This is a genomic window from Microbacterium sp. NPDC090225 (genome assembly GCF_044772365.1).
In the GTDB taxonomy this organism is placed as follows: domain Bacteria; phylum Actinomycetota; class Actinomycetes; order Actinomycetales; family Microbacteriaceae; genus Microbacterium.
Genome location: NZ_JBIVYS010000001.1, coordinates 354,457 through 370,395, shown reverse-complemented (window position 1 = coordinate 370,395; position 15,939 = coordinate 354,457). Strand labels below are relative to the sequence as shown.

Sequence of the window (15,939 nt, the reverse complement as noted above, 5' to 3'; positions counted from 1 at the left end):
GGTGCCCAGGGTCACTAAGCTAGACAAGCGTTTGAACAACTTTTTGAAGGAGACTCCGTCATGAGCACATCCGTTATCCTCCCCCCGCTCGGAGAGAGCGTTACAGAGGGTACGGTCACCCGCTGGCTCAAGCAGGTGGGTGACACTGTTCAGGCGGACGAGGGCCTGCTCGAGATCTCGACCGACAAGGTCGACACCGAGATCCCCTCGCCGGTCACCGGCGTGATCGAGGAGATCCTGGTCGCCGAGGACGAGACCGTCGAGGTCGGCGCCCTGCTCGCCCGCATCGGCGACGGCAGCGCGCCCGCACCGGCGGCCGACGCCCCCGAAGCCGCCGCTCCGGCCGCCGAGGCCGCTCCGGCCGCCGCTGCACCGGCCGAGGCCGCTCCGGCCGCCGCTGCACCGGCCGAGGCCGCTGCCGCACCGGCCGCGGAGGCCGCCCCGACCGCCGCTCCGTCCGGCGACGCCAAGGACATCGTCCTTCCCGAACTCGGCGAGAGCGTGACCGAAGGCACCGTCACCCGCTGGCTCAAGCAGGTCGGTGACGAGGTCGCTGTCGACGAGGCGCTCCTCGAGATCTCGACCGACAAGGTCGACACGGAGATCCCCTCTCCCGTCGCCGGCGTTCTGCAGGAGATCCTCGCCGCCGAGGACGAGACGATCTCGGTCGGCGCCGTGCTCGCACGTATCGGATCCGGCGCCGCTCCCACCGCTGCACCGGCCGCACCCGCCGCCGCCGCCGCTCCGGCACCCGCCGCGGCACCGGCACCCGCCGCACCGGCACCGGCACCCGCCGCGGCACCGGCACCCGCCGCCGCTCCGGCACCGGCTCCTGCTGCCCCCGCGCCTGCTGCTGCTCCGGCCGCGGCTCCCGCCGCTGAGAACGACAACCTGTACGTCACCCCGCTCGTGCGCCGTCTGGCGTCGCAGCAGGGTGTCGACCTCGCCTCGGTCACCGGCACCGGCGTCGGTGGACGCATCCGCAAGGAAGACGTGCTGAAGGCAGCCGAGTCGGTCGGCGCCGCTCCGGCCGCCGCCGCTCCCGCTGCACCGGCTCCGCTGGAAGTGTCGCCGCTGCGCGGTACGACCCAGCCGATGTCGCGCCTGCGCAAGGTGCTGGCCGAACGTGCCGTCGCCTCGATGCAGCAGACGGCGCAGCTCACCACCGTCGTGGAGGTCGATGTCACCGCTCTCGCGGATTACCGCGACAGCGTGAAGGCGTCGTTCCTGCAGAAGACCGGCGACAAGCTGTCGTTCCTGCCGTTCTTCGCCCTCGCCGCCGCTGAGGCGCTGCGCGCCTTCCCGATCGTGAACTCCACGGTCGACGGCGACCAGATCGTGTACCCGGCAACCGAGAACCTCTCGATCGCCGTCGACACCGAGCGTGGCCTGCTGACCCCGGTCCTGCGCGACGCCGCATCGAAGAACATCGCGGAGATCGCGCACGAGATCGCAGATCTCGCCGCCCGTACGCGCGACAACAAGCTGAAGCCCGACGAGCTCGCCGGCGGCACGTTCACGCTGACGAACACCGGTTCGCGCGGCGCACTGTTCGACACCCCCGTCGTCTTCCTGCCGCAGTCGGCGATCCTCGGCACGGGCACGGTCGTCAAGCGCCCCGGCCTCGTCAAGGTCGGCGGTTCCGACGCGATCGCGATCCGTTCTTACGTGTACCTCGCGCTCTCGTACGACCACCGCATCATCGATGGTGCGGACGCCGCTCGCTTCCTCGGCGCGGTGAAGGCCCGCCTCGAGTCGGCGCAGTTCGCCGCTCAGCTCGGAGCCTGACGACCGACGCCTCATGATGGCTGGTCCGCGACGTCGTACACGTCGCGGACCAGCCATTTCTCGTTCATCCGCACGAGAACGAGAATGTGCGGTGCCGCCGGCGACTCCACACGGATCACCGCGACGTCGCCGTACTCGTCGACCGGAGTGATCGCGGGTTCGGCGCCGGCGATCTCGCCCAGCTCCACGACATCGACCGTCGACCCCTCGGCGATCACCTCCGGACACGATCGGGCCCCGGCTTCGACGCAGGCGGCTGCTCCGATGAGCAGCGGTGCCGCCGCCGTGACCGCCGTCTCGTCGGACGCGGGGGTACTCGTTCCGAGATCTTCGGCAGTATGCGTCTGGCTCGGAGCCCCCGCCGTCTCGTCGGCGGTCGCCGGTTCCGTGGCCGTCGCGCTCTCGGGCGCCGTCCGAGACGGAGCGCCGTGCCCTTCGGCGGCCTCCCCCGACTCGCCCGCGGGCCACAGCAGGCCGCCCGCCAGCACCGCAACCGCCGCCGCAGCGGCGATCAGAAGGCTCCGACGTCGTGAACGGGGCGCGACGCGCTCATCGGTTCGATTCCGTGCACCAATCGCTGACGGAGAGGCCGAGCGTCCGACTGAAGACCGTGGGTCTCGAGTCGTTAACGCACGAGCGACGCGCCGCACCGCCTCCGCGACACTCCCCCGGAGCGCTCCGAGCGCCTCACCGACGAGGCTGGGCCGCTCCGCCCCTCTCGCCCGACGCGACTCCACCGACCCGGTTCCCGCGATTCCTCGGCGCCCCAGTGCCTGCCGCTCACTCGGGCGGGCGTTCGCCGCTCGGGCGACGTCTCGCGCGAGCTCGGGCGTGAGCACGTCGCACCGCAACGGGCGTGGTGCCGCGATCTGCAGGAGAGCCTCCTCCCACTCCTCGATCCGACGTTGCGGCACGCGCGGCTGGTCCTCGCTCAGATGCAGCCCCATCTGCACCTGGGCGAGGACGCGGCCCATCCCGCGGTCGCGGCACCCCTCCGCGACGAGCTCGACCACGCGCGCCGCTGCCGCGCATGCCGTCTCCCCCTCCCCGATGACGAACACGGGGCGTCCCTCCCCGGTGACCCACCAGGTGCCGCTCTCGCGTGCACCCGGCTCCCCGAGTTCGTCGATCCCGCGCAGCACGCTCGCCACGAGCGTGCTGCATTCCCCGAGCGACAGATGCTCGTCGACGACGTGTCGACGAGCGAGCAGGCTCGCCACCCGCTCGGTGCACCACGGCAGCAGCACGTCGTGACCGTCACGACGCCGAACCACGTCGAGCGGTGCGGCGATGTGCTCCGCGCCGGCGAAACCCCACCCCGTCCAGCCCGCCAGAGTCCCGGCATCGATCTGCACCGCCACACCCTCCCCACGGGTGACGAGCAGACCGCCGTACGGCGTCTCCGCCGCATCGAGCGCGCGGACGACGCGGTGCGCCTCCGGCACGAGCGGTGGCGTCGAGGTGCCGAGTGCGTCATCTGTCATGCCCCCTATGACAGCGCAACGGTGGGGCCGAGGAGCGTGAAAGGGGCCGATGGGGATGGATCCGCTCGATCGGCGGTCCGTGCAGGAGTGGTCGATGCCGCCCCCGGGCGCTCCGCTCGGCGCGAACGAGGGCATCAGCGGCACCGCGGACTCGGTAGGCTTGTCCCTATGGCAAAGACTCCCGAACCCGAGAAGCGTCCTGGGTTCTTCTCCCAGATCAAGTCCCTCTTCAGGTTCACCAAGGAGGCCTACCCCTGGCTGCCCTGGGCGCAGCTCGCGATCCTCATCGGCGGCATCCTCATCGGACTCGTCGTCGGCTACCTGATCCCGCCGCTGCAGTGGTGGACGCTCCTGCTCTGGGGCATCACCGGACTCATGCTCGGCGTCCTCGCCGCGATGTTCCTCATGACGCGCCTGTCGACCTCGGCGATGTACACGAAGATCGACGGCATGCCCGGCGCCACCGGCCACGTCATCAGCACCAGCCTGGGACGCCGCTGGCAGGCATCCGACACCCCGGTCGGCATCAACCCCAAGACCCAGGAGGCCGTCTACCGCGCGGTCGGCCGCGGCGGCATCGTCGTCGTCGGCGAGGGCGCGCGCGGACGCCTCACCCGCCTGATCAACGAAGAGCGCAGCAAGGCGCAGCGCGTGGCCAACGGCGTTCCCGTGACGGTGCTCTACGTCGGACACGGTGACGACGAGGTCACGATCTCGGACCTCGCCAAGACGATCAAGAAGCTCCCGAAGGCGATCGACAAGGCCACGATGGCCGCCGTCATCCGCCGCATCGAATCGGTCTCGCAGTCGCTGTCGTCGCTGCCGATCCCGAAGGGGATCGACCCGACCAAGGTCCGCGCCCAGCGTCCGCGCTGAGCACCGACAACCGGAGAAGGACGAAGCGCGGCCGTTCCCCTCGGGGACGGCCGCGCTTCTCTCATTCCGACAGGGGCTGACGGGGCAGGCGCCGCACCTTGGCGCGCCGGCGACGACGCTCGGGAACCATCGATCGCATCTCGTCGAGCTTCCCGAAGCAGAACAGACGATCGTCGGCCTCCAGCACCACGTGCTTGCGCGGATTGGGGATCACCGTGACCCCGCGGTGCAGCGTGAGCACCGTGATGTCGCGCTCCCACAGGCCGGCCTCGCCCAGCGTTTTGCCCACGAGGTCGACGGCACCGTGCACCATGAGCTCGGCGACACCGTACCCGGTCGACACCGTGAGGCGCTGGCGCACATCGATCTCGGGGAAGGCCACCTGCCCCGCGATGTAGTCGATGATCGCGCCGGCGACGTCGAGCTTGGTGGCCGTCTCGATCCCCTGGAGGCCCGGGGACGAGTTCACCTCCATCACCAGGGGCCCGTCGTCGCCCTCGAGCATGTCGACACCGGCCACGCGCAGGCCCATGATCTGCGCGGAGCGGACGGCCGCGCGCTCGTACACGGGGTCGAGCTCGACCGCCTCGACCGATCCGCCACGGTGGACGTTCGATCGGAACTCGTCACCCGCGGCCGAACGACGCATCGCCGCGACGACGCGGTCGCCGACGACGAGGGCGCGGATGTCGCGTCCCCGGCTCTCGGCGATGAACTTCTGGATCAGCACGTTCTGCTTCGTCGAGTGCAGGGTCTCGATGATGGCCTCCGCCACCTTCACCTGCGGGGCGAGGATCACGCCGATCCCCTGCGTGCCCTCGAGGAGCTTGATGACGACGGGCGCCCCGCCGACGCGTTCGATGGCCGGACGCACGTCGGCGCGGTTTCGCACGAAGGCCGTCGGCGGCATCGCGATGTTGTGACGGGAGAGGATCTGGTTCGCGCGCAGCTTGTCGCGCGCGCTGGAGATGCCATTGGCCGTGTTGGGCGTGTAGACGTCCATCTGCTCGAACTGCCGCACGACGGCGGTGCCGAAGTACGTGATCGAGTTGCCGATGCGCGGCAGGATCGCGTCGTAATCGCTGAGCTGGCGCCCCCGGTAGTGGAGATCGGGTTCATCGGCGGTGAGATCGATCGCGAAGCGCAACGTGTTCAGTACCTTGACGTTGTGCCCGCGCTGAAGCGCGGCGGCACGGAGGCGCTGGGTGGAGTACGCCTGTGGCGCACGGGAGAGCACTGCGAGCTTCACGAAGATTTCCTGCCAGGATGGTCGGGTGACGAAGACATCCCATTCAAACACTTTTACGGGGTGGCGAGAATGGGTGAGCCTGCCCGATCTCGGCGTGGACTGGCTCAAGGCCAAGATCGACACGGGTGCACGCACCTCGTCGCTTCACGCGTTCGACATCCACGAGTTCGAGCAGGACGGCGCGCCGTGGGTCAGATTCAAGGTGAAGCCGTGGCAGGACAGCCAAGCGGATGCCGTCGTCGTCGAGTCCCCCGTGCACGATCGCCGCGCGGTGCGCAGCTCGTCCGGCCACGCACAGGAGCGCCTGGTGGTGGAGCTCCTCATCCGTCTGGTCGACCGCGAGGTGCTGGCCGAGGTCACGCTGAGCAACCGCGACGAGATGGGCTTCCGCATGCTCATCGGCCGGGAGGCGCTCCGGCAGGGGTTCTCGGTCGACCCCGCCCGATCATTCCTCGGGGGCCGGGCGCCGCGTGAAGCGCGTCGCCGGAACCGCGGCCGCATCTGACCGCTCAGGTCCGGATCAGCACCGTGCCCACGACCTTGTCGTGGAGTCCGCGCTGGTCGGAATCGAAGATCACCGCGGGGATCACGACGACGAGCAGCGCCGTGCGCACGATCGGACGCCACAGGCCCACCCAACCGCCGTCGAGGCGCACCACACGCATCCCGAGGATGCGGTGCCCGGGGCTTCCCCCGGCCGTCGGGATGAAGAGTATCTGCAGCAGGGCGAACACGGCCATCGGACCGAACTGGCTGAGGCCTGCCTCCGCCGGGAGCGCGAACTGGTCGAACCCCAGGAACGCGGTGGCGATGATCGTCGCCGCGACATAGTCGATCAGGAGCGCCCCGATGCGTCGTCCGAGGCGGCCGATGCTCCCCGCGCCCGACGCGGGCAGTCCGAGGCGTTCACCGGGGTAAGCGTTCACAGCATCCGTCACCATCCCAGCCTACCGAGGGCCGATATGCGCTCCGACCGGCGAGGCGCTGTAACACGCTCGAAACAAAGTCGATACCGTGGAGAAATCCCCCGACCGTACTCTGCGAGTGGCCCCGAAGCCATCGATCCGTCTTACAGGAGTCGTACATGTTCAAAGATTCGTCCGAGGTTCTGAGCTACATCAAGGAGAACGACGTCAAGTTCCTTGACATCCGTTTCACCGATCTCCCGGGTGTGCAGCAGCACTTCAACATTCCTGCATCGACGGTAGACGAGGCGTTCTTCACCGAGGGCCAGCTGTTCGACGGCTCCTCGATCCGCGGCTTCGCCAGCATCCACGAGTCCGACATGCAGCTCATCCCCGATGTCACCACCGCGTACATCGACCCCTTCCGCGAGGCGAGCACCCTCGTGATGATCTTCGACATCTACAACCCGCGCACGGGTGAGATCTATTCGAAGGACCCGCGCCAGGTCGCGAAGAAGGCCGAGAAGTACCTCGCCTCCACCGGCATCGCCGACACCGCGTTCTTCGCCCCCGAGGCCGAGTTCTACATCTTCGACGACGTGCGTTACTCCGTCACCGCCGGCGAGAGCTTCTACAAGGTCGACTCCGAAGAGGCCGCGTGGAACACCGGTCGCGAGGAAGAAGGCGGAAACCTCGCCAACAAGACCCCGTACAAGGGCGGCTACTTCCCCGTCAGCCCGGTCGACAAGACGGCCGACCTGCGCGACGACATCACGCTCAAGCTGATCGATGCCGGCTTCATCCTCGAGCGCTCGCACCACGAGGTGGGCACCGCGGGCCAGCAGGAGATCAACTACCGCTTCGACACGATGGTGCACGCGGCCGACGACATCCTGAAGTTCAAGTACATCGTGAAGAACACCGCCAACGAGTGGGGCAAGGTCGCGACCTTCATGCCCAAGCCGCTCTACGGCGACAACGGCTCCGGCATGCACACGCACCAGTCGCTCTGGAACGACGGCAAGCCGCTGTTCTACGACGAGGCGGGCTACGGCCAGCTCAGCGACATCGCGCGTTGGTACATCGGTGGCATCCTGGCGCACGCGCCGGCCCTGCTCGCCTTCACCAACCCGACCCTGAACAGCTACCACCGTCTGGTCAAGGGCTTCGAGGCTCCGGTCAACCTGGTCTACTCGGCCGGCAACCGCTCCGCCGCGATCCGCATCCCGATCACCGGTTCCAACCCCAAGGCCAAGCGCATCGAGTTCCGTGCACCGGATGCCTCGGGCAACCCGTACCTGGCCTTCGCCGCGCAGCTCATGGCCGGCCTCGACGGCATCAAGAACCGCACCGAGCCGCACGAGCCCGTCGACAAGGACCTCTACGAGCTTCCGCCCGAGGAGGCCAAGGGCATCCCGCAGGTGCCGAACTCGCTGCTCGACTCGCTCGACGCTCTCGCGGCCGACCACCAGTTCCTCCTCGAGGGCGGCGTGTTCACCAAGGAGCTCATCGAGACCTGGATCTCGTACAAGTACGAGAACGAGATCCTCCCGATGGCGCAGCGCCCGCACCCGTTCGAATACGAGCTGTACTTCGGAGTGTAGCCAGATCCCGCGGGATTCCAGGGGTTAGTCCGCAGGGAGTCCGCAGAATCTCAGAGAGAGCCCGTCTCAGCATCCGGCTGGGGCGGGCTTTCCGCATGTCTCCACGGGTACTGTCGGGAGCATGTCGAATCTCTCAGAAGTCCGCGGCATCGCTGCCCACTTGACACTCACCGAGGTCGCCGTCGGAACCGACGCTCCTATCGCTGATCTTCGAGCGCTGAAGTCCGCGATCGAACGCGAGGTGACCGACCCCAGCGCCCGCAAGTGGCTCGACGCCGAGCACTACGCGGGTAGTGTGTTGCTGACCGCTGCGAGCCTGAACAAGCGCGCCGCGGCCGACCGGAGTCGCAACGCCTTCGACCGTCAGCCGCTGAGCACTCTCGTCTCGCGTTTCAACGGATGGGCAGACCAGCTGAGGTCGCGCATCGACGAAGTGGTCGCTGGCACGGGACGCGTTCAGGACTACAGCGCGCAGCTGGCGGCTTTCCGCGCTGACCCGGTCAACGTACAGCCTTAGGCGCGGCTGGCGTGCTCCTGAGGGCGGCGACAACCGCTGCCCTTGAGGACTCGTCGCGGTCGGGCCACATGTGCCCGTACGTGTCGAGCGTCGTCTTCGCGGACGCGTGGCGTAGGCGCGCCTGGACGGTCTTGATGTCGAGCCCCGCGGCGATCAGGAGGCTCGCGAAGTAGTGGCGGAGGTCGTGGATACGGAAGCCCTCGGGCAAGCCCGCCACGACCCCTCTCGCGTCCTTGAACGCCGTTTCGATGGTGTACGGCGCGACGGGCCTCCCGAACGCTCCTACGACGATCGTGCTGCTCCCCCAGTGCACAGGATTCGCGTTGAGCATGACGGCGAGATCCGGAGGGATCGGGATCGGCGTCTTCGAGATCTCGGTCTTCAGCGGCTCGGCCGGGTACTGGATCACGGGCGTGATGACCCCGCGCATGAAATCGACGTCCTCGACGCGCAGCGCGGCGATCTCCGCGACCCGGAGGCCGGCGAACGCACCGAGGAGCACGACGGGCCGGAAGTGCTCGGGCAGGGCGTCGTGGAGCGCCCACACCTGATCCGTCGTCGCGACATACGGGCGCTGCTTCGGCGCCGCCGGTGACGTGCGCCTCGAGCATGGGTTCTTCGCCACGAGGCCGTCGTGCTGCGCATCCGCGAACAGCTGCGAGAGGCGCCGGTGGAGGGCGTAGACGTAAGACGGCGCGTAGTCGCGGGCGGCGAGCTGAACGACCCACTGCCGCACTTCCGAGGGGCGCACGTCGCGCAGCGGTCGCGAGCCGAGGTCTTCGACGATCACGCGGACGTGCACGCGCGCCTGGCGCACCGTGGATGCACGGTGGCGCTCGTACCCGCGGAGCCACGTCTCAGCCCACTCCCCGACCGTGACGCGCGCTTTCGCCGGCGCGAGGTGCGTCCCACCGACGAGCTCGGCTGTGCGCTCATCTAGCCACGCCTGAGCCTCCCGCTTCGTCTTCCGGTGCGCGGAGTACTCCCGGCCGGTTTCGTCGCGGTAGCGGGCGCGCCAGACGCCGTCCGGGCGCTGCTTGACCGAGGCCATCAGGGGCGCGTCCGCTCCCAGTCGACGTCCGCGTTCGTCTTCGCTGCGAAATCATGGGTCTCGATAGGCTCGGGATCCGCCCCACCGACACCCATCGACAGGGTGATGCGACCGAACCATGTAAGGCCGGGGCCGGGAGCATCCATCCAGTGAGGCAGAGAGCGCGCCAGGAAGGAACGCTGGTCGCGACCGAAAGGGGTTCGCTCGGCCGAAGCCCACTCCCAGAAGAGCCCGAGGCTCCCCTTTGCCCCCGACACCTCGACTGTGGTGTCGGGGTCGGCGAGAGGTAGCAAGAGCGCGTTGGGAGTGACGTCGAGAGCAATCGCGATGCTCATCAGATCGTCGACGTCCACGCGCTTCTGCCCGCGTTCGATCTTGCTCAGCCCAGAGAAGCTGATCCGACGGCCGAGCGCGGTGAGCTTGTCTTCAACGTCCTGCAGGCTCAGCTGCTGGCTCTTGCGGATTCGCGCGATGTTCTCCGCGACCGTCATACCGGTCGCTCCGATGTCGTTCCCTCGAACTCGATCATTAGCCATACAAGCGAATCTAGAGGCTCTACTTGACAAACACAACTGGACTACACACCATTGTCCTATACCGCTCGCAATGGGCGATATAGGAGAAATGGAGACATCATGGCAGACAAGATCCTGTTCATCCGGGAGGTGGCTGACCGCCTCGGGCGCAGCGAAGGGCAACTTCGCTGGATGATCCAGCAGGGCACTGCCCCGAAGCACGCGAAAATCGCCGGCCGCATCTGCTTCCGAGAGTCCGAGGTCGAGGCATTCATCGAGCAGGCCTTCGAAGCGACGGAGGCCACAGCATGACCGCTCATGAGAATGCCCCCGGGGCCGCTGGAACGGCCACCGAGGGCGAGATCCCGTCCGTCCCATCCAAAGGAGAACCGATCGTGACCGAGACTACCCCTACCTATCCCTCCGCTGCAGTAGCCGCGGCGCTGCACCTCATCGACTCCGGCAGTGTTCCGTGCATCGACCTCGAGGAAGGCGACGTGCTTTGGCAGGCTATCCCGGCCGCTGTCATCAAACCCGCGGCCTGGCTGGGCGAGCGCTACGAGCTCAACGGGCTCATCCACACGGCGCTCCCGCTCGATGCCGAGGGGCGGAAGGTGCCTCTCCCCGATGGCCCCGCTTGGTGCACGGAGGTCGCCGCCTTGCCGACGAACGTCATGCAGTACTGGAAGAGCACTCCGAACAGCGCGATCCGGATCGGCGACCTGCTCGTCATCAGCCTCGGCTACATGATCCCCAGCGCGCCAGTCGAGGTCGACGGTGAGAGGTTCGTCGAGATGGTGACCCCGGAGGAGGCGCGGCGCCGGGATCGCGTCGCGAAGGAAGAGTGGCTCGCTGCGCACCCCGAGGTGCGCGCGTCGAAGCCCGAGTGGGCTGAGTCGATGGCGATCGAGTGGGAGGGCTACCCGTCCGAGATCAGCGTCCTCTACGAGCGGGTGATCGGCGCTGTGACGATCTCCCTCGCGGGCGTCGTCGAGGACGGTCGCCTGAGCTTCGACCGCGACACGCCTGACGTGCTCGTGAAGGCCGGGAACATGTGCGAGGAGATCGGCGGGCTCGTGGAAATGCGCTCGCTTGCCGCATCGTTGATGGCCGCGATCCCCGTGCTCGAAGAAGCGGTCGTGCAGTCATGAGTGTTCCCAAGACCGGCCGACCGAATGTCTACCTCTCGCCCGAGCAGGTGTGCGAGCTGGTGCCCGGGCTCACCCCCGCGAATCTGCAGGAGCTGCGGAAGCGTGGGAAGGGGCCGGCGTACTTCAAGCCGACCGGAGCGAAAGGCAGGGTCGTCATCTACGCCGAGGCTGATGTCCGGGCGTGGGTAGAGGCATCCCGGACGAACACGACGGAGCAGTCGTGACTAGCCCGTCAGTGATCGTCGAGGCGGGCGGCATCACCGTCCAACAGGACGAGCCGATGACCGCGGCGGAGGCTCGGCGCATCGCCATGCGGCTACTCGAGGCATCCACAGGCTCCGAGCGACTGATCCGGCGCCCGTCGACCGTGGACGAAGAGTTCCGCGAACGCGAAGGGGGTGTGTGACGTGTGGCTCGCACATCGATTCGGCAGATCATCCGGAGCGGCGCCCTCACAGAGCACCGACTCCGTTCAGGGTCCAGCATCGTGCTGCTCGTGCTCGCCGATCACGCGAACGTCGACAACGAAGCCTGGCCGTCGCAAGAGACCCTTGCTCGTGAGGCTGGCATGTCGGAGCCGGGGGTCCGTAAGGCGATCCGACCTCTCATCGAGAAAGGCCTCGTCGAGATCCTCGATGCGGGAGGGCCGCGTCGAAGTGCACGGTATCGCCTTACGATCCAGCCCTACTTACGGGCAACTGGGTGACCCGTATCTCCGGGGAGTTATGGGCAACTCACGGGTGCGTAACTGCGCGAGCGTCACGGGTAACCCAGTTACGTCGAAGGTAGTAACTACTCACGTCAGCCGCTCTACCGTGCTCCAGATCCTGGTTCACAGATGCTCATCGCGGATCGGGCCGCTTGCGGCTCGATGCCCCTGCGGCGAGCAGGCTCAGGGTGAGGTCGCCTCAGGTAGCTGCGCACGGTCTTGCCGCCTCCCGGCGGCGCTGGCTGATGAGGGCGAGCCGTCGAGGTGGGCACTCGATCGTGCCGGCGCCCGGATCCGGGATGGTCTGACGGGGTCGCGTCCTGAGGTGACTCACGAGGACGCCGCCCGGTCGAGTGGGCGGATCCGCCCAATGAGGAGCAACCGGCATCCGTTGCCGGTAGGACAGAAAGCCGCCATCGCGGCAGAAAGAAGGAATCATGGCTCGTAACGTGAAAGGCGATGGCGGCTACGACTGGATGAGAAGGATTGTCCGGCGCATCGAGCGCCTCGAATCGGGTGCCAACCTCGAGAGCAGCTCCATCACCAAGGGCCGCATGACCTTCATCGGCGGACTTCTGCTGATCGACTCCGGCGGCACGCTGCAGGTCATCGGTCAACTCGTCGGCGAGGGCGAGTTTCGGTGGGTGGGGCCGTGGAAACTGGAAGGCCCCGGCACCATCACTGGGAATGTCACGCAGACCGGCAACACGACGCAGCAGGGCAACGTCAGTCTGACAGGCGGCGGGAAGGTCACCGCCGGAAACGTGACGGTCGCGCCGAACAGGGTGACCGTGGGCTCCGCCTGGCTCGAGAACGGTGAGCTGGTGTTGTCGAACGGCGCGAAGCTGGCGGTCGGGCTCACCGGCGGGACGTCGGCAATCGGGCTTCTCCCGGGCGGCTCCGCCGACATCTCGGTGAACACGCTGACGGCGTGGCTGCGCGCGACCGGTGCAGCGATCTCGGTGACGACGGCTCAGGCGAGGATCTCAGCACCGACGATCGTTCTCGACACGCTGCCGACCGGCGCACCCACGGGCGCGAAGGCGGTCCTGGTCGATCCGTCCAGCGGAAAGCTCTACCGTGCTGCCTGAGGCCAGCGATGACCGGCAGATCGCGCGGCTGCGGTCGGAGTTGAAGAACGCGCTTGCGGCGGCCGAGCGGCAACGCATCAAGGCGAAGAGCGCCAGGCAGTTGCTTACGCGGATCCAGGCTCGGCATCGCGCAGGCGATCACTTCGGGGCCGAATGGCTCATCGAGAACTGGCAGGACCAGCTGCAGAAGTGGGCCGACGAGGCGAAGGCGAGGTCGAGGACATGAGTGCGGAAGAACCGATCCGGCATCTGATCGCCGCGGCCGCGAAACAGCGGAAGGGGCGGCAGCTACAGCGGCTCGCCGAGGATACCCTGCGGGCGATCGACGAGGGCGAGGCGGTCGCGTCGCAGCGTGTCACTGACGCTGAACTCGTCGATATCGCCGTGCTGCTGCTTGGCGCGATCGAGGACGGTGACCGCACGCAGATCGACGCTGTCGGCGTCGGCGTCACCGCGGCGCCCGGTGTTCCTGGTCGACTGCTCGAAGCGATCGGGGCATGCGCCCTGGTGTTCGCGGATGCAGCGGGCGTCGACTGGCGGGAGGCTCTCGCGTTGCAGCGGGCCCGCGTCATCGTGGACGAAGCGCTCGGCTGACCGCCAAGCCGCTGCGGCCGGTCTGAGGGTGTGTCTATCCCACGGGCCGGCCGTTTCGTCGTATCCTCGTCTCAGGCCGACCGGTGTCTGTCCCGATCTGAAGGGGCAGCGGTACTGAAAGCCAGCCACTCGCTATCTGCGTGGTGGCTCGCATTCAGTCGCGGCCGACGTGCCGCGACTCCACCAGATGGAGAACGCACGTGAATCTCAAGGCACAGCTCGCGGCCCTGCTCGCAGAGGCCAACGCGCTCAGCAAGAAGTCAGCGAACGACCTCACCGAGGCCGACGTCGCACGCATCCCCGACCTGAAGTCGGAGATCGACGCCGTCCAGTCGAAGATCAAGGCGCAGGAAGAGGCCACCGCCGCGCTCAAGGACGCGTTCAGCGCGGCCGACCGCGTCTCGAAGGGCATGACCGACGTTTCCCCGCAGGGCGGCAGCCGGGCTGAGCGTGCCGCCGGGTTTGCGGCCGCGTTCAGGTCGCAGGTCGCCGAGCAGCTGTCGACCAAGGCGCTTGTGCCGGGTCAGACGGTCACGATCGACTACAGCGCGCCCCTCGTCGCGGAGCCCAAGCCGGCGCTCTCGCTCCTGTCGCTGATCAGCTACGACACCTCGGATGCCGACCCATCGGGCGCGTACTTGCGGCAGACGACGCGCGACAACAACGCGACTACGGTCGCGGGCGGTGAGAAGAAGCCGACGAGCTCCTACGAGCTCGAGTCCGTGCCGTGGGAGCTGTCGACCGTCGCGCACCTGACGGAGCCGATCCGCAAGCAGTGGCTGCAGGACTTCGCCCAGCTCGAGCCGTGGCTGTCAGTGGAACTCGCCTACGGGCTCACCGTCGCGCTGCAGGAACTCATGATTAACGGCGGTGTGACCGAGAGCGGCGCGACCGCCCGCGGCCTGGACACCCTCGTCGGCACGAACACGCAGGCGTTCAGCGGGAACATGTTCCGGTCCATCCGCCTCGCGCTCGGCAGCCTCGAGACGGCTGGCGTCATCGCCAACGGCATCGCACTGCACCCTGACGACTGGACCGAGGTCGAGCTCGCGGAGGACGCGAACGACCGCCCTCTCACGACCCCGCTGCTCGGCGATCGCCGGGGCCGGTTCCTCTGGGACGTCCCCGTGGTCGTGTCGCCCGAGGTCGATAAGGGTAGCGCCTGGGTCGGCGACTGGAAGTCCATCGTCTTCCGCCGCCGCGGCCCGGTCGAGATGACCATGACTGACAAGGGTGTCTACGAGACCCAGGTCGAGGTCGTCGTGCCCCCGGAAGAGCCCGACGGTGAGCCGACGACCGAGATGGCCACGACGCTGCTGGACTTGTACGAGCGCAACCTGCTGCGAGCACGTGGAGAGACGCGCGGCGTGTTCCAGTTCCTGCAGCCGGCCGCTCTCACCAAGGTCGACCTCGCAGCCTGATGGACATCGAGACTCCGAGCGTCACGTCCATCACGGTGACATACGCCGACGGCACGAGCACCACACTCACGCCGTCCGAGGTCACCTTCCACATGACCGACATGCAGGTCCGAGGACTCTCGGTCACCCTCACCTGATACCTCCGCCAGTGGTTCCTTCAGGCCACCAGCGGAACCGCGGACGTCTGTGGTGAGCGTCCGCACCCGAGGCCCCGTGCACACCAAGTCGCACGGGGCCTCACCCATGCCACCCGGTAGGGGCGTTCACATCTCCAGGACCCTCAACTCGGCCCACCTCCCGCGCGGCGGGCTTCCTCTCTCCCCGCGTTTGGCGTCCTTTTTCTACCAGGGGTGTAGCACCTGCAGGTTGGGGCCGCCGCAGCCGATGTGGGCCGGAATCACGGGGGACTATCGGCCGCCGGGGTGCCGCGGTGGCCGAGCAGTGTTACCCCTTGTCAGTGCCGCTGGCAGGGCGCAGCGCGCGCAGATCCTTGAGGATGTCGTACACCGCTCTCTCCGCTTCAACGGCGTCGCGGAGAAACTGCGGCTCGCTCTCGTCGTTGATGTACGCGCGCAGCTCCTCGTCGGACTTCGGCACCCGGCGCTTCCACATCGCGGGCACACGCTCCGGGCCGAGGAGAGCGGTCAAGGCGAGCGTCTCCGCGCCCATGTCCTTTCGAACGACCGGGTCCGTGTGCCCACCGCGCGCCTCCAGGATTGCGAGTCGCTTCGCGGCCTCGAGTTCCGACAGCAGCAATGCCTGATCGATCGCCGTTCGCCGATCATCCTCTGCGATTCGGACCGCGTTCTTGCGGTCCTTCGCGGCAATGACGAGCGCGACTATCGATGCGCCGATCGCGGTGATGACGACGAGAACCTGGATCCAGTCAGCGATGGTGAGGGCCTGGCTGGCATCTGAGAGGGTGAGCTTCATGCCGTCAGTGTGGCAGCCAGAGAGCTGCGCAAGGTAACGGCACCTCCTGCC

Annotated in this window: 21 protein-coding genes; 15 read left to right on the top strand and 6 right to left on the bottom strand. The window is 67.7% G+C overall.

The features are described from left to right. Window positions 1-60 precede the first annotated feature (60 nt). Window positions 61-1,788, top strand: a complete 1,728-nt coding sequence (gene sucB / locus ACIQTT_RS01850; protein ID WP_402785213.1) for a 2-oxoglutarate dehydrogenase, E2 component, dihydrolipoamide succinyltransferase — start codon at window positions 61-63, stop codon at window positions 1,786-1,788. 11 nt (window positions 1,789-1,799) lie between these two features. Here the strand turns inward: sucB and ACIQTT_RS01845 are convergent, their stop codons facing one another. Further along, a complete protein-coding gene (locus ACIQTT_RS01845; protein ID WP_402785210.1) occupies window positions 1,800-3,272 on the bottom strand; it encodes a hypothetical protein in 1,473 nt (490 codons plus the stop codon). A gap of 168 nt (window positions 3,273-3,440) precedes the next feature. Between ACIQTT_RS01845 and ACIQTT_RS01840 the strand changes: the two genes are divergently transcribed. Continuing rightward, window positions 3,441-4,148, top strand: coding sequence for a DUF4191 family protein (locus tag ACIQTT_RS01840; RefSeq protein WP_402785208.1), 708 nt, complete (start codon window positions 3,441-3,443; stop codon window positions 4,146-4,148). Window positions 4,149-4,209: 61 nt separating this feature from the next. On the opposite strand, the gene ACIQTT_RS01835 is transcribed toward ACIQTT_RS01840, so the two are convergent. After that, complete coding sequence (locus ACIQTT_RS01835; RefSeq protein WP_247622353.1) at window positions 4,210-5,397, bottom strand: RimK family alpha-L-glutamate ligase; 1,188 nt, start codon at window positions 5,395-5,397, stop codon at window positions 4,210-4,212. 25 nt (window positions 5,398-5,422) lie between these two features. On the opposite strand from ACIQTT_RS01835, the gene ACIQTT_RS01830 reads away from it, so the two are divergent. Then, on the top strand, window positions 5,423-5,902 hold the full coding sequence (locus tag ACIQTT_RS01830; RefSeq protein ID WP_402785204.1) for an ATP-dependent zinc protease: 480 nt from the start codon (window positions 5,423-5,425) through the stop codon (window positions 5,900-5,902). 4 nt (window positions 5,903-5,906) lie between these two features. Here ACIQTT_RS01830 and ACIQTT_RS01825 read toward each other — a convergent pair whose 3' ends face one another. Continuing rightward, the gene (locus tag ACIQTT_RS01825; protein WP_402785201.1) at window positions 5,907-6,338 is read right to left on the bottom strand and encodes an RDD family protein; all 432 of its coding nucleotides are present in this window, start codon (window positions 6,336-6,338) and stop codon (window positions 5,907-5,909) included. Between the two features lie 143 nt (window positions 6,339-6,481). Between ACIQTT_RS01825 and glnA the strand changes: the two genes are divergently transcribed. Both glnA and ACIQTT_RS01815 read left to right on the top strand, forming a co-directional pair. Then, window positions 6,482-7,906, top strand: a complete 1,425-nt coding sequence (gene glnA, locus ACIQTT_RS01820; protein ID WP_247622350.1) for a type I glutamate--ammonia ligase — start codon at window positions 6,482-6,484, stop codon at window positions 7,904-7,906. Between the two features lie 121 nt (window positions 7,907-8,027). Next, complete coding sequence (locus ACIQTT_RS01815) at window positions 8,028-8,423, top strand: hypothetical protein (RefSeq protein ID WP_402785198.1); 396 nt, start codon at window positions 8,028-8,030, stop codon at window positions 8,421-8,423. On the opposite strand, the gene ACIQTT_RS01810 is transcribed toward ACIQTT_RS01815, so the two are convergent. Both ACIQTT_RS01810 and ACIQTT_RS01805 read right to left on the bottom strand, forming a co-directional pair. Next, window positions 8,407-9,474 carry a tyrosine-type recombinase/integrase gene (locus ACIQTT_RS01810; protein ID WP_402785195.1) on the bottom strand — a complete coding sequence of 356 codons (1,068 nt, stop codon included), beginning with the start codon at window positions 9,472-9,474 and terminating at the stop codon, window positions 8,407-8,409. The two genes, ACIQTT_RS01815 and ACIQTT_RS01810, sit on opposite strands and share 17 nt — an antisense overlap. Then, window positions 9,474-9,965: a helix-turn-helix domain-containing protein gene (locus ACIQTT_RS01805; protein ID WP_402785193.1), complete on the bottom strand. Its 492-nt coding sequence runs from the start codon at window positions 9,963-9,965 to the stop codon at window positions 9,474-9,476. Before ACIQTT_RS01805 ends, ACIQTT_RS01810 begins: the two co-directional genes overlap by 1 nt. A gap of 144 nt (window positions 9,966-10,109) precedes the next feature. On the opposite strand from ACIQTT_RS01805, the gene ACIQTT_RS01800 reads away from it, so the two are divergent. From ACIQTT_RS01800 to ACIQTT_RS01755, 10 genes are all read left to right on the top strand, one after another. Next, the gene (locus ACIQTT_RS01800; protein ID WP_402785190.1) at window positions 10,110-10,301 is read left to right on the top strand and encodes a helix-turn-helix transcriptional regulator; all 192 of its coding nucleotides are present in this window, start codon (window positions 10,110-10,112) and stop codon (window positions 10,299-10,301) included. Window positions 10,302-10,384: 83 nt separating this feature from the next. Further along, complete coding sequence (locus ACIQTT_RS01795; RefSeq protein ID WP_402785187.1) at window positions 10,385-11,140, top strand: hypothetical protein; 756 nt, start codon at window positions 10,385-10,387, stop codon at window positions 11,138-11,140. Beyond that, on the top strand, window positions 11,137-11,364 hold the full coding sequence (locus ACIQTT_RS01790; RefSeq protein WP_402785184.1) for a helix-turn-helix transcriptional regulator: 228 nt from the start codon (window positions 11,137-11,139) through the stop codon (window positions 11,362-11,364). Before ACIQTT_RS01795 ends, ACIQTT_RS01790 begins: the two co-directional genes overlap by 4 nt. Beyond that, a complete protein-coding gene (locus ACIQTT_RS01785) occupies window positions 11,361-11,546 on the top strand; it encodes a hypothetical protein (protein WP_402785181.1) in 186 nt (61 codons plus the stop codon). The genes ACIQTT_RS01790 and ACIQTT_RS01785 overlap by 4 nt, the downstream gene beginning before the upstream one ends. Before the next feature lie 3 nt (window positions 11,547-11,549). Then, the gene (locus ACIQTT_RS01780; protein WP_402785178.1) at window positions 11,550-11,846 is read left to right on the top strand and encodes a helix-turn-helix domain-containing protein; all 297 of its coding nucleotides are present in this window, start codon (window positions 11,550-11,552) and stop codon (window positions 11,844-11,846) included. Window positions 11,847-12,286: 440 nt separating this feature from the next. Further along, a complete protein-coding gene (locus tag ACIQTT_RS01775) occupies window positions 12,287-12,940 on the top strand; it encodes a hypothetical protein (RefSeq protein WP_402785175.1) in 654 nt (217 codons plus the stop codon). After that, complete coding sequence (locus ACIQTT_RS01770) at window positions 12,930-13,166, top strand: hypothetical protein (protein WP_402785172.1); 237 nt, start codon at window positions 12,930-12,932, stop codon at window positions 13,164-13,166. Before ACIQTT_RS01775 ends, ACIQTT_RS01770 begins: the two co-directional genes overlap by 11 nt. Next, entirely contained in the window at window positions 13,163-13,534 is a 372-nt protein-coding gene (locus tag ACIQTT_RS01765; RefSeq protein ID WP_402785169.1) for a hypothetical protein, read from the top strand. Before ACIQTT_RS01770 ends, ACIQTT_RS01765 begins: the two co-directional genes overlap by 4 nt. A 200-nt stretch (window positions 13,535-13,734) precedes the next feature. Next, window positions 13,735-14,955, top strand: coding sequence for a phage major capsid protein (locus tag ACIQTT_RS01760; protein WP_402785166.1), 1,221 nt, complete (start codon window positions 13,735-13,737; stop codon window positions 14,953-14,955). Further along, entirely contained in the window at window positions 14,955-15,092 is a 138-nt protein-coding gene (locus tag ACIQTT_RS01755; RefSeq protein ID WP_402785163.1) for a hypothetical protein, read from the top strand. Before ACIQTT_RS01760 ends, ACIQTT_RS01755 begins: the two co-directional genes overlap by 1 nt. Window positions 15,093-15,399: 307 nt before the next feature. Here ACIQTT_RS01755 and ACIQTT_RS01750 read toward each other — a convergent pair whose 3' ends face one another. After that, complete coding sequence (locus tag ACIQTT_RS01750) at window positions 15,400-15,888, bottom strand: hypothetical protein (RefSeq protein WP_402785160.1); 489 nt, start codon at window positions 15,886-15,888, stop codon at window positions 15,400-15,402. Between the last annotated feature and the right edge of the window lie 51 nt (window positions 15,889-15,939).

What these genes read in the sequence shown, in the direction of transcription:
- sucB (WP_402785213.1), top strand. Translation starts at nt 61, where the DNA reads ATGAGCACATCCGTTATCCTCCCCCCGCTCGGAGAGAGCGTTACAGAG.
- ACIQTT_RS01845 (WP_402785210.1), bottom strand. Translation starts at nt 3,272, where the DNA reads ATGACAGATGACGCACTCGGCACCTCGACGCCACCGCTCGTGCCGGAG.
- ACIQTT_RS01840 (WP_402785208.1), top strand. Translation starts at nt 3,441, where the DNA reads ATGGCAAAGACTCCCGAACCCGAGAAGCGTCCTGGGTTCTTCTCCCAG.
- ACIQTT_RS01825 (WP_402785201.1), bottom strand. Translation starts at nt 6,338, where the DNA reads ATGGTGACGGATGCTGTGAACGCTTACCCCGGTGAACGCCTCGGACTG.
- glnA (WP_247622350.1), top strand. Translation starts at nt 6,482, where the DNA reads ATGTTCAAAGATTCGTCCGAGGTTCTGAGCTACATCAAGGAGAACGAC.
- ACIQTT_RS01815 (WP_402785198.1), top strand. Translation starts at nt 8,028, where the DNA reads ATGTCGAATCTCTCAGAAGTCCGCGGCATCGCTGCCCACTTGACACTC.
- ACIQTT_RS01810 (WP_402785195.1), bottom strand. Translation starts at nt 9,474, where the DNA reads ATGGCCTCGGTCAAGCAGCGCCCGGACGGCGTCTGGCGCGCCCGCTAC.
- ACIQTT_RS01805 (WP_402785193.1), bottom strand. Translation starts at nt 9,965, where the DNA reads ATGACGGTCGCGGAGAACATCGCGCGAATCCGCAAGAGCCAGCAGCTG.
- ACIQTT_RS01800 (WP_402785190.1), top strand. Translation starts at nt 10,110, where the DNA reads ATGGCAGACAAGATCCTGTTCATCCGGGAGGTGGCTGACCGCCTCGGG.
- ACIQTT_RS01790 (WP_402785184.1), top strand. Translation starts at nt 11,137, where the DNA reads ATGAGTGTTCCCAAGACCGGCCGACCGAATGTCTACCTCTCGCCCGAG.
- ACIQTT_RS01775 (WP_402785175.1), top strand. Translation starts at nt 12,287, where the DNA reads ATGGCTCGTAACGTGAAAGGCGATGGCGGCTACGACTGGATGAGAAGG.
- ACIQTT_RS01765 (WP_402785169.1), top strand. Translation starts at nt 13,163, where the DNA reads ATGAGTGCGGAAGAACCGATCCGGCATCTGATCGCCGCGGCCGCGAAA.
- ACIQTT_RS01755 (WP_402785163.1), top strand. Translation starts at nt 14,955, where the DNA reads ATGGACATCGAGACTCCGAGCGTCACGTCCATCACGGTGACATACGCC.
- ACIQTT_RS01750 (WP_402785160.1), bottom strand. Translation starts at nt 15,888, where the DNA reads ATGAAGCTCACCCTCTCAGATGCCAGCCAGGCCCTCACCATCGCTGAC.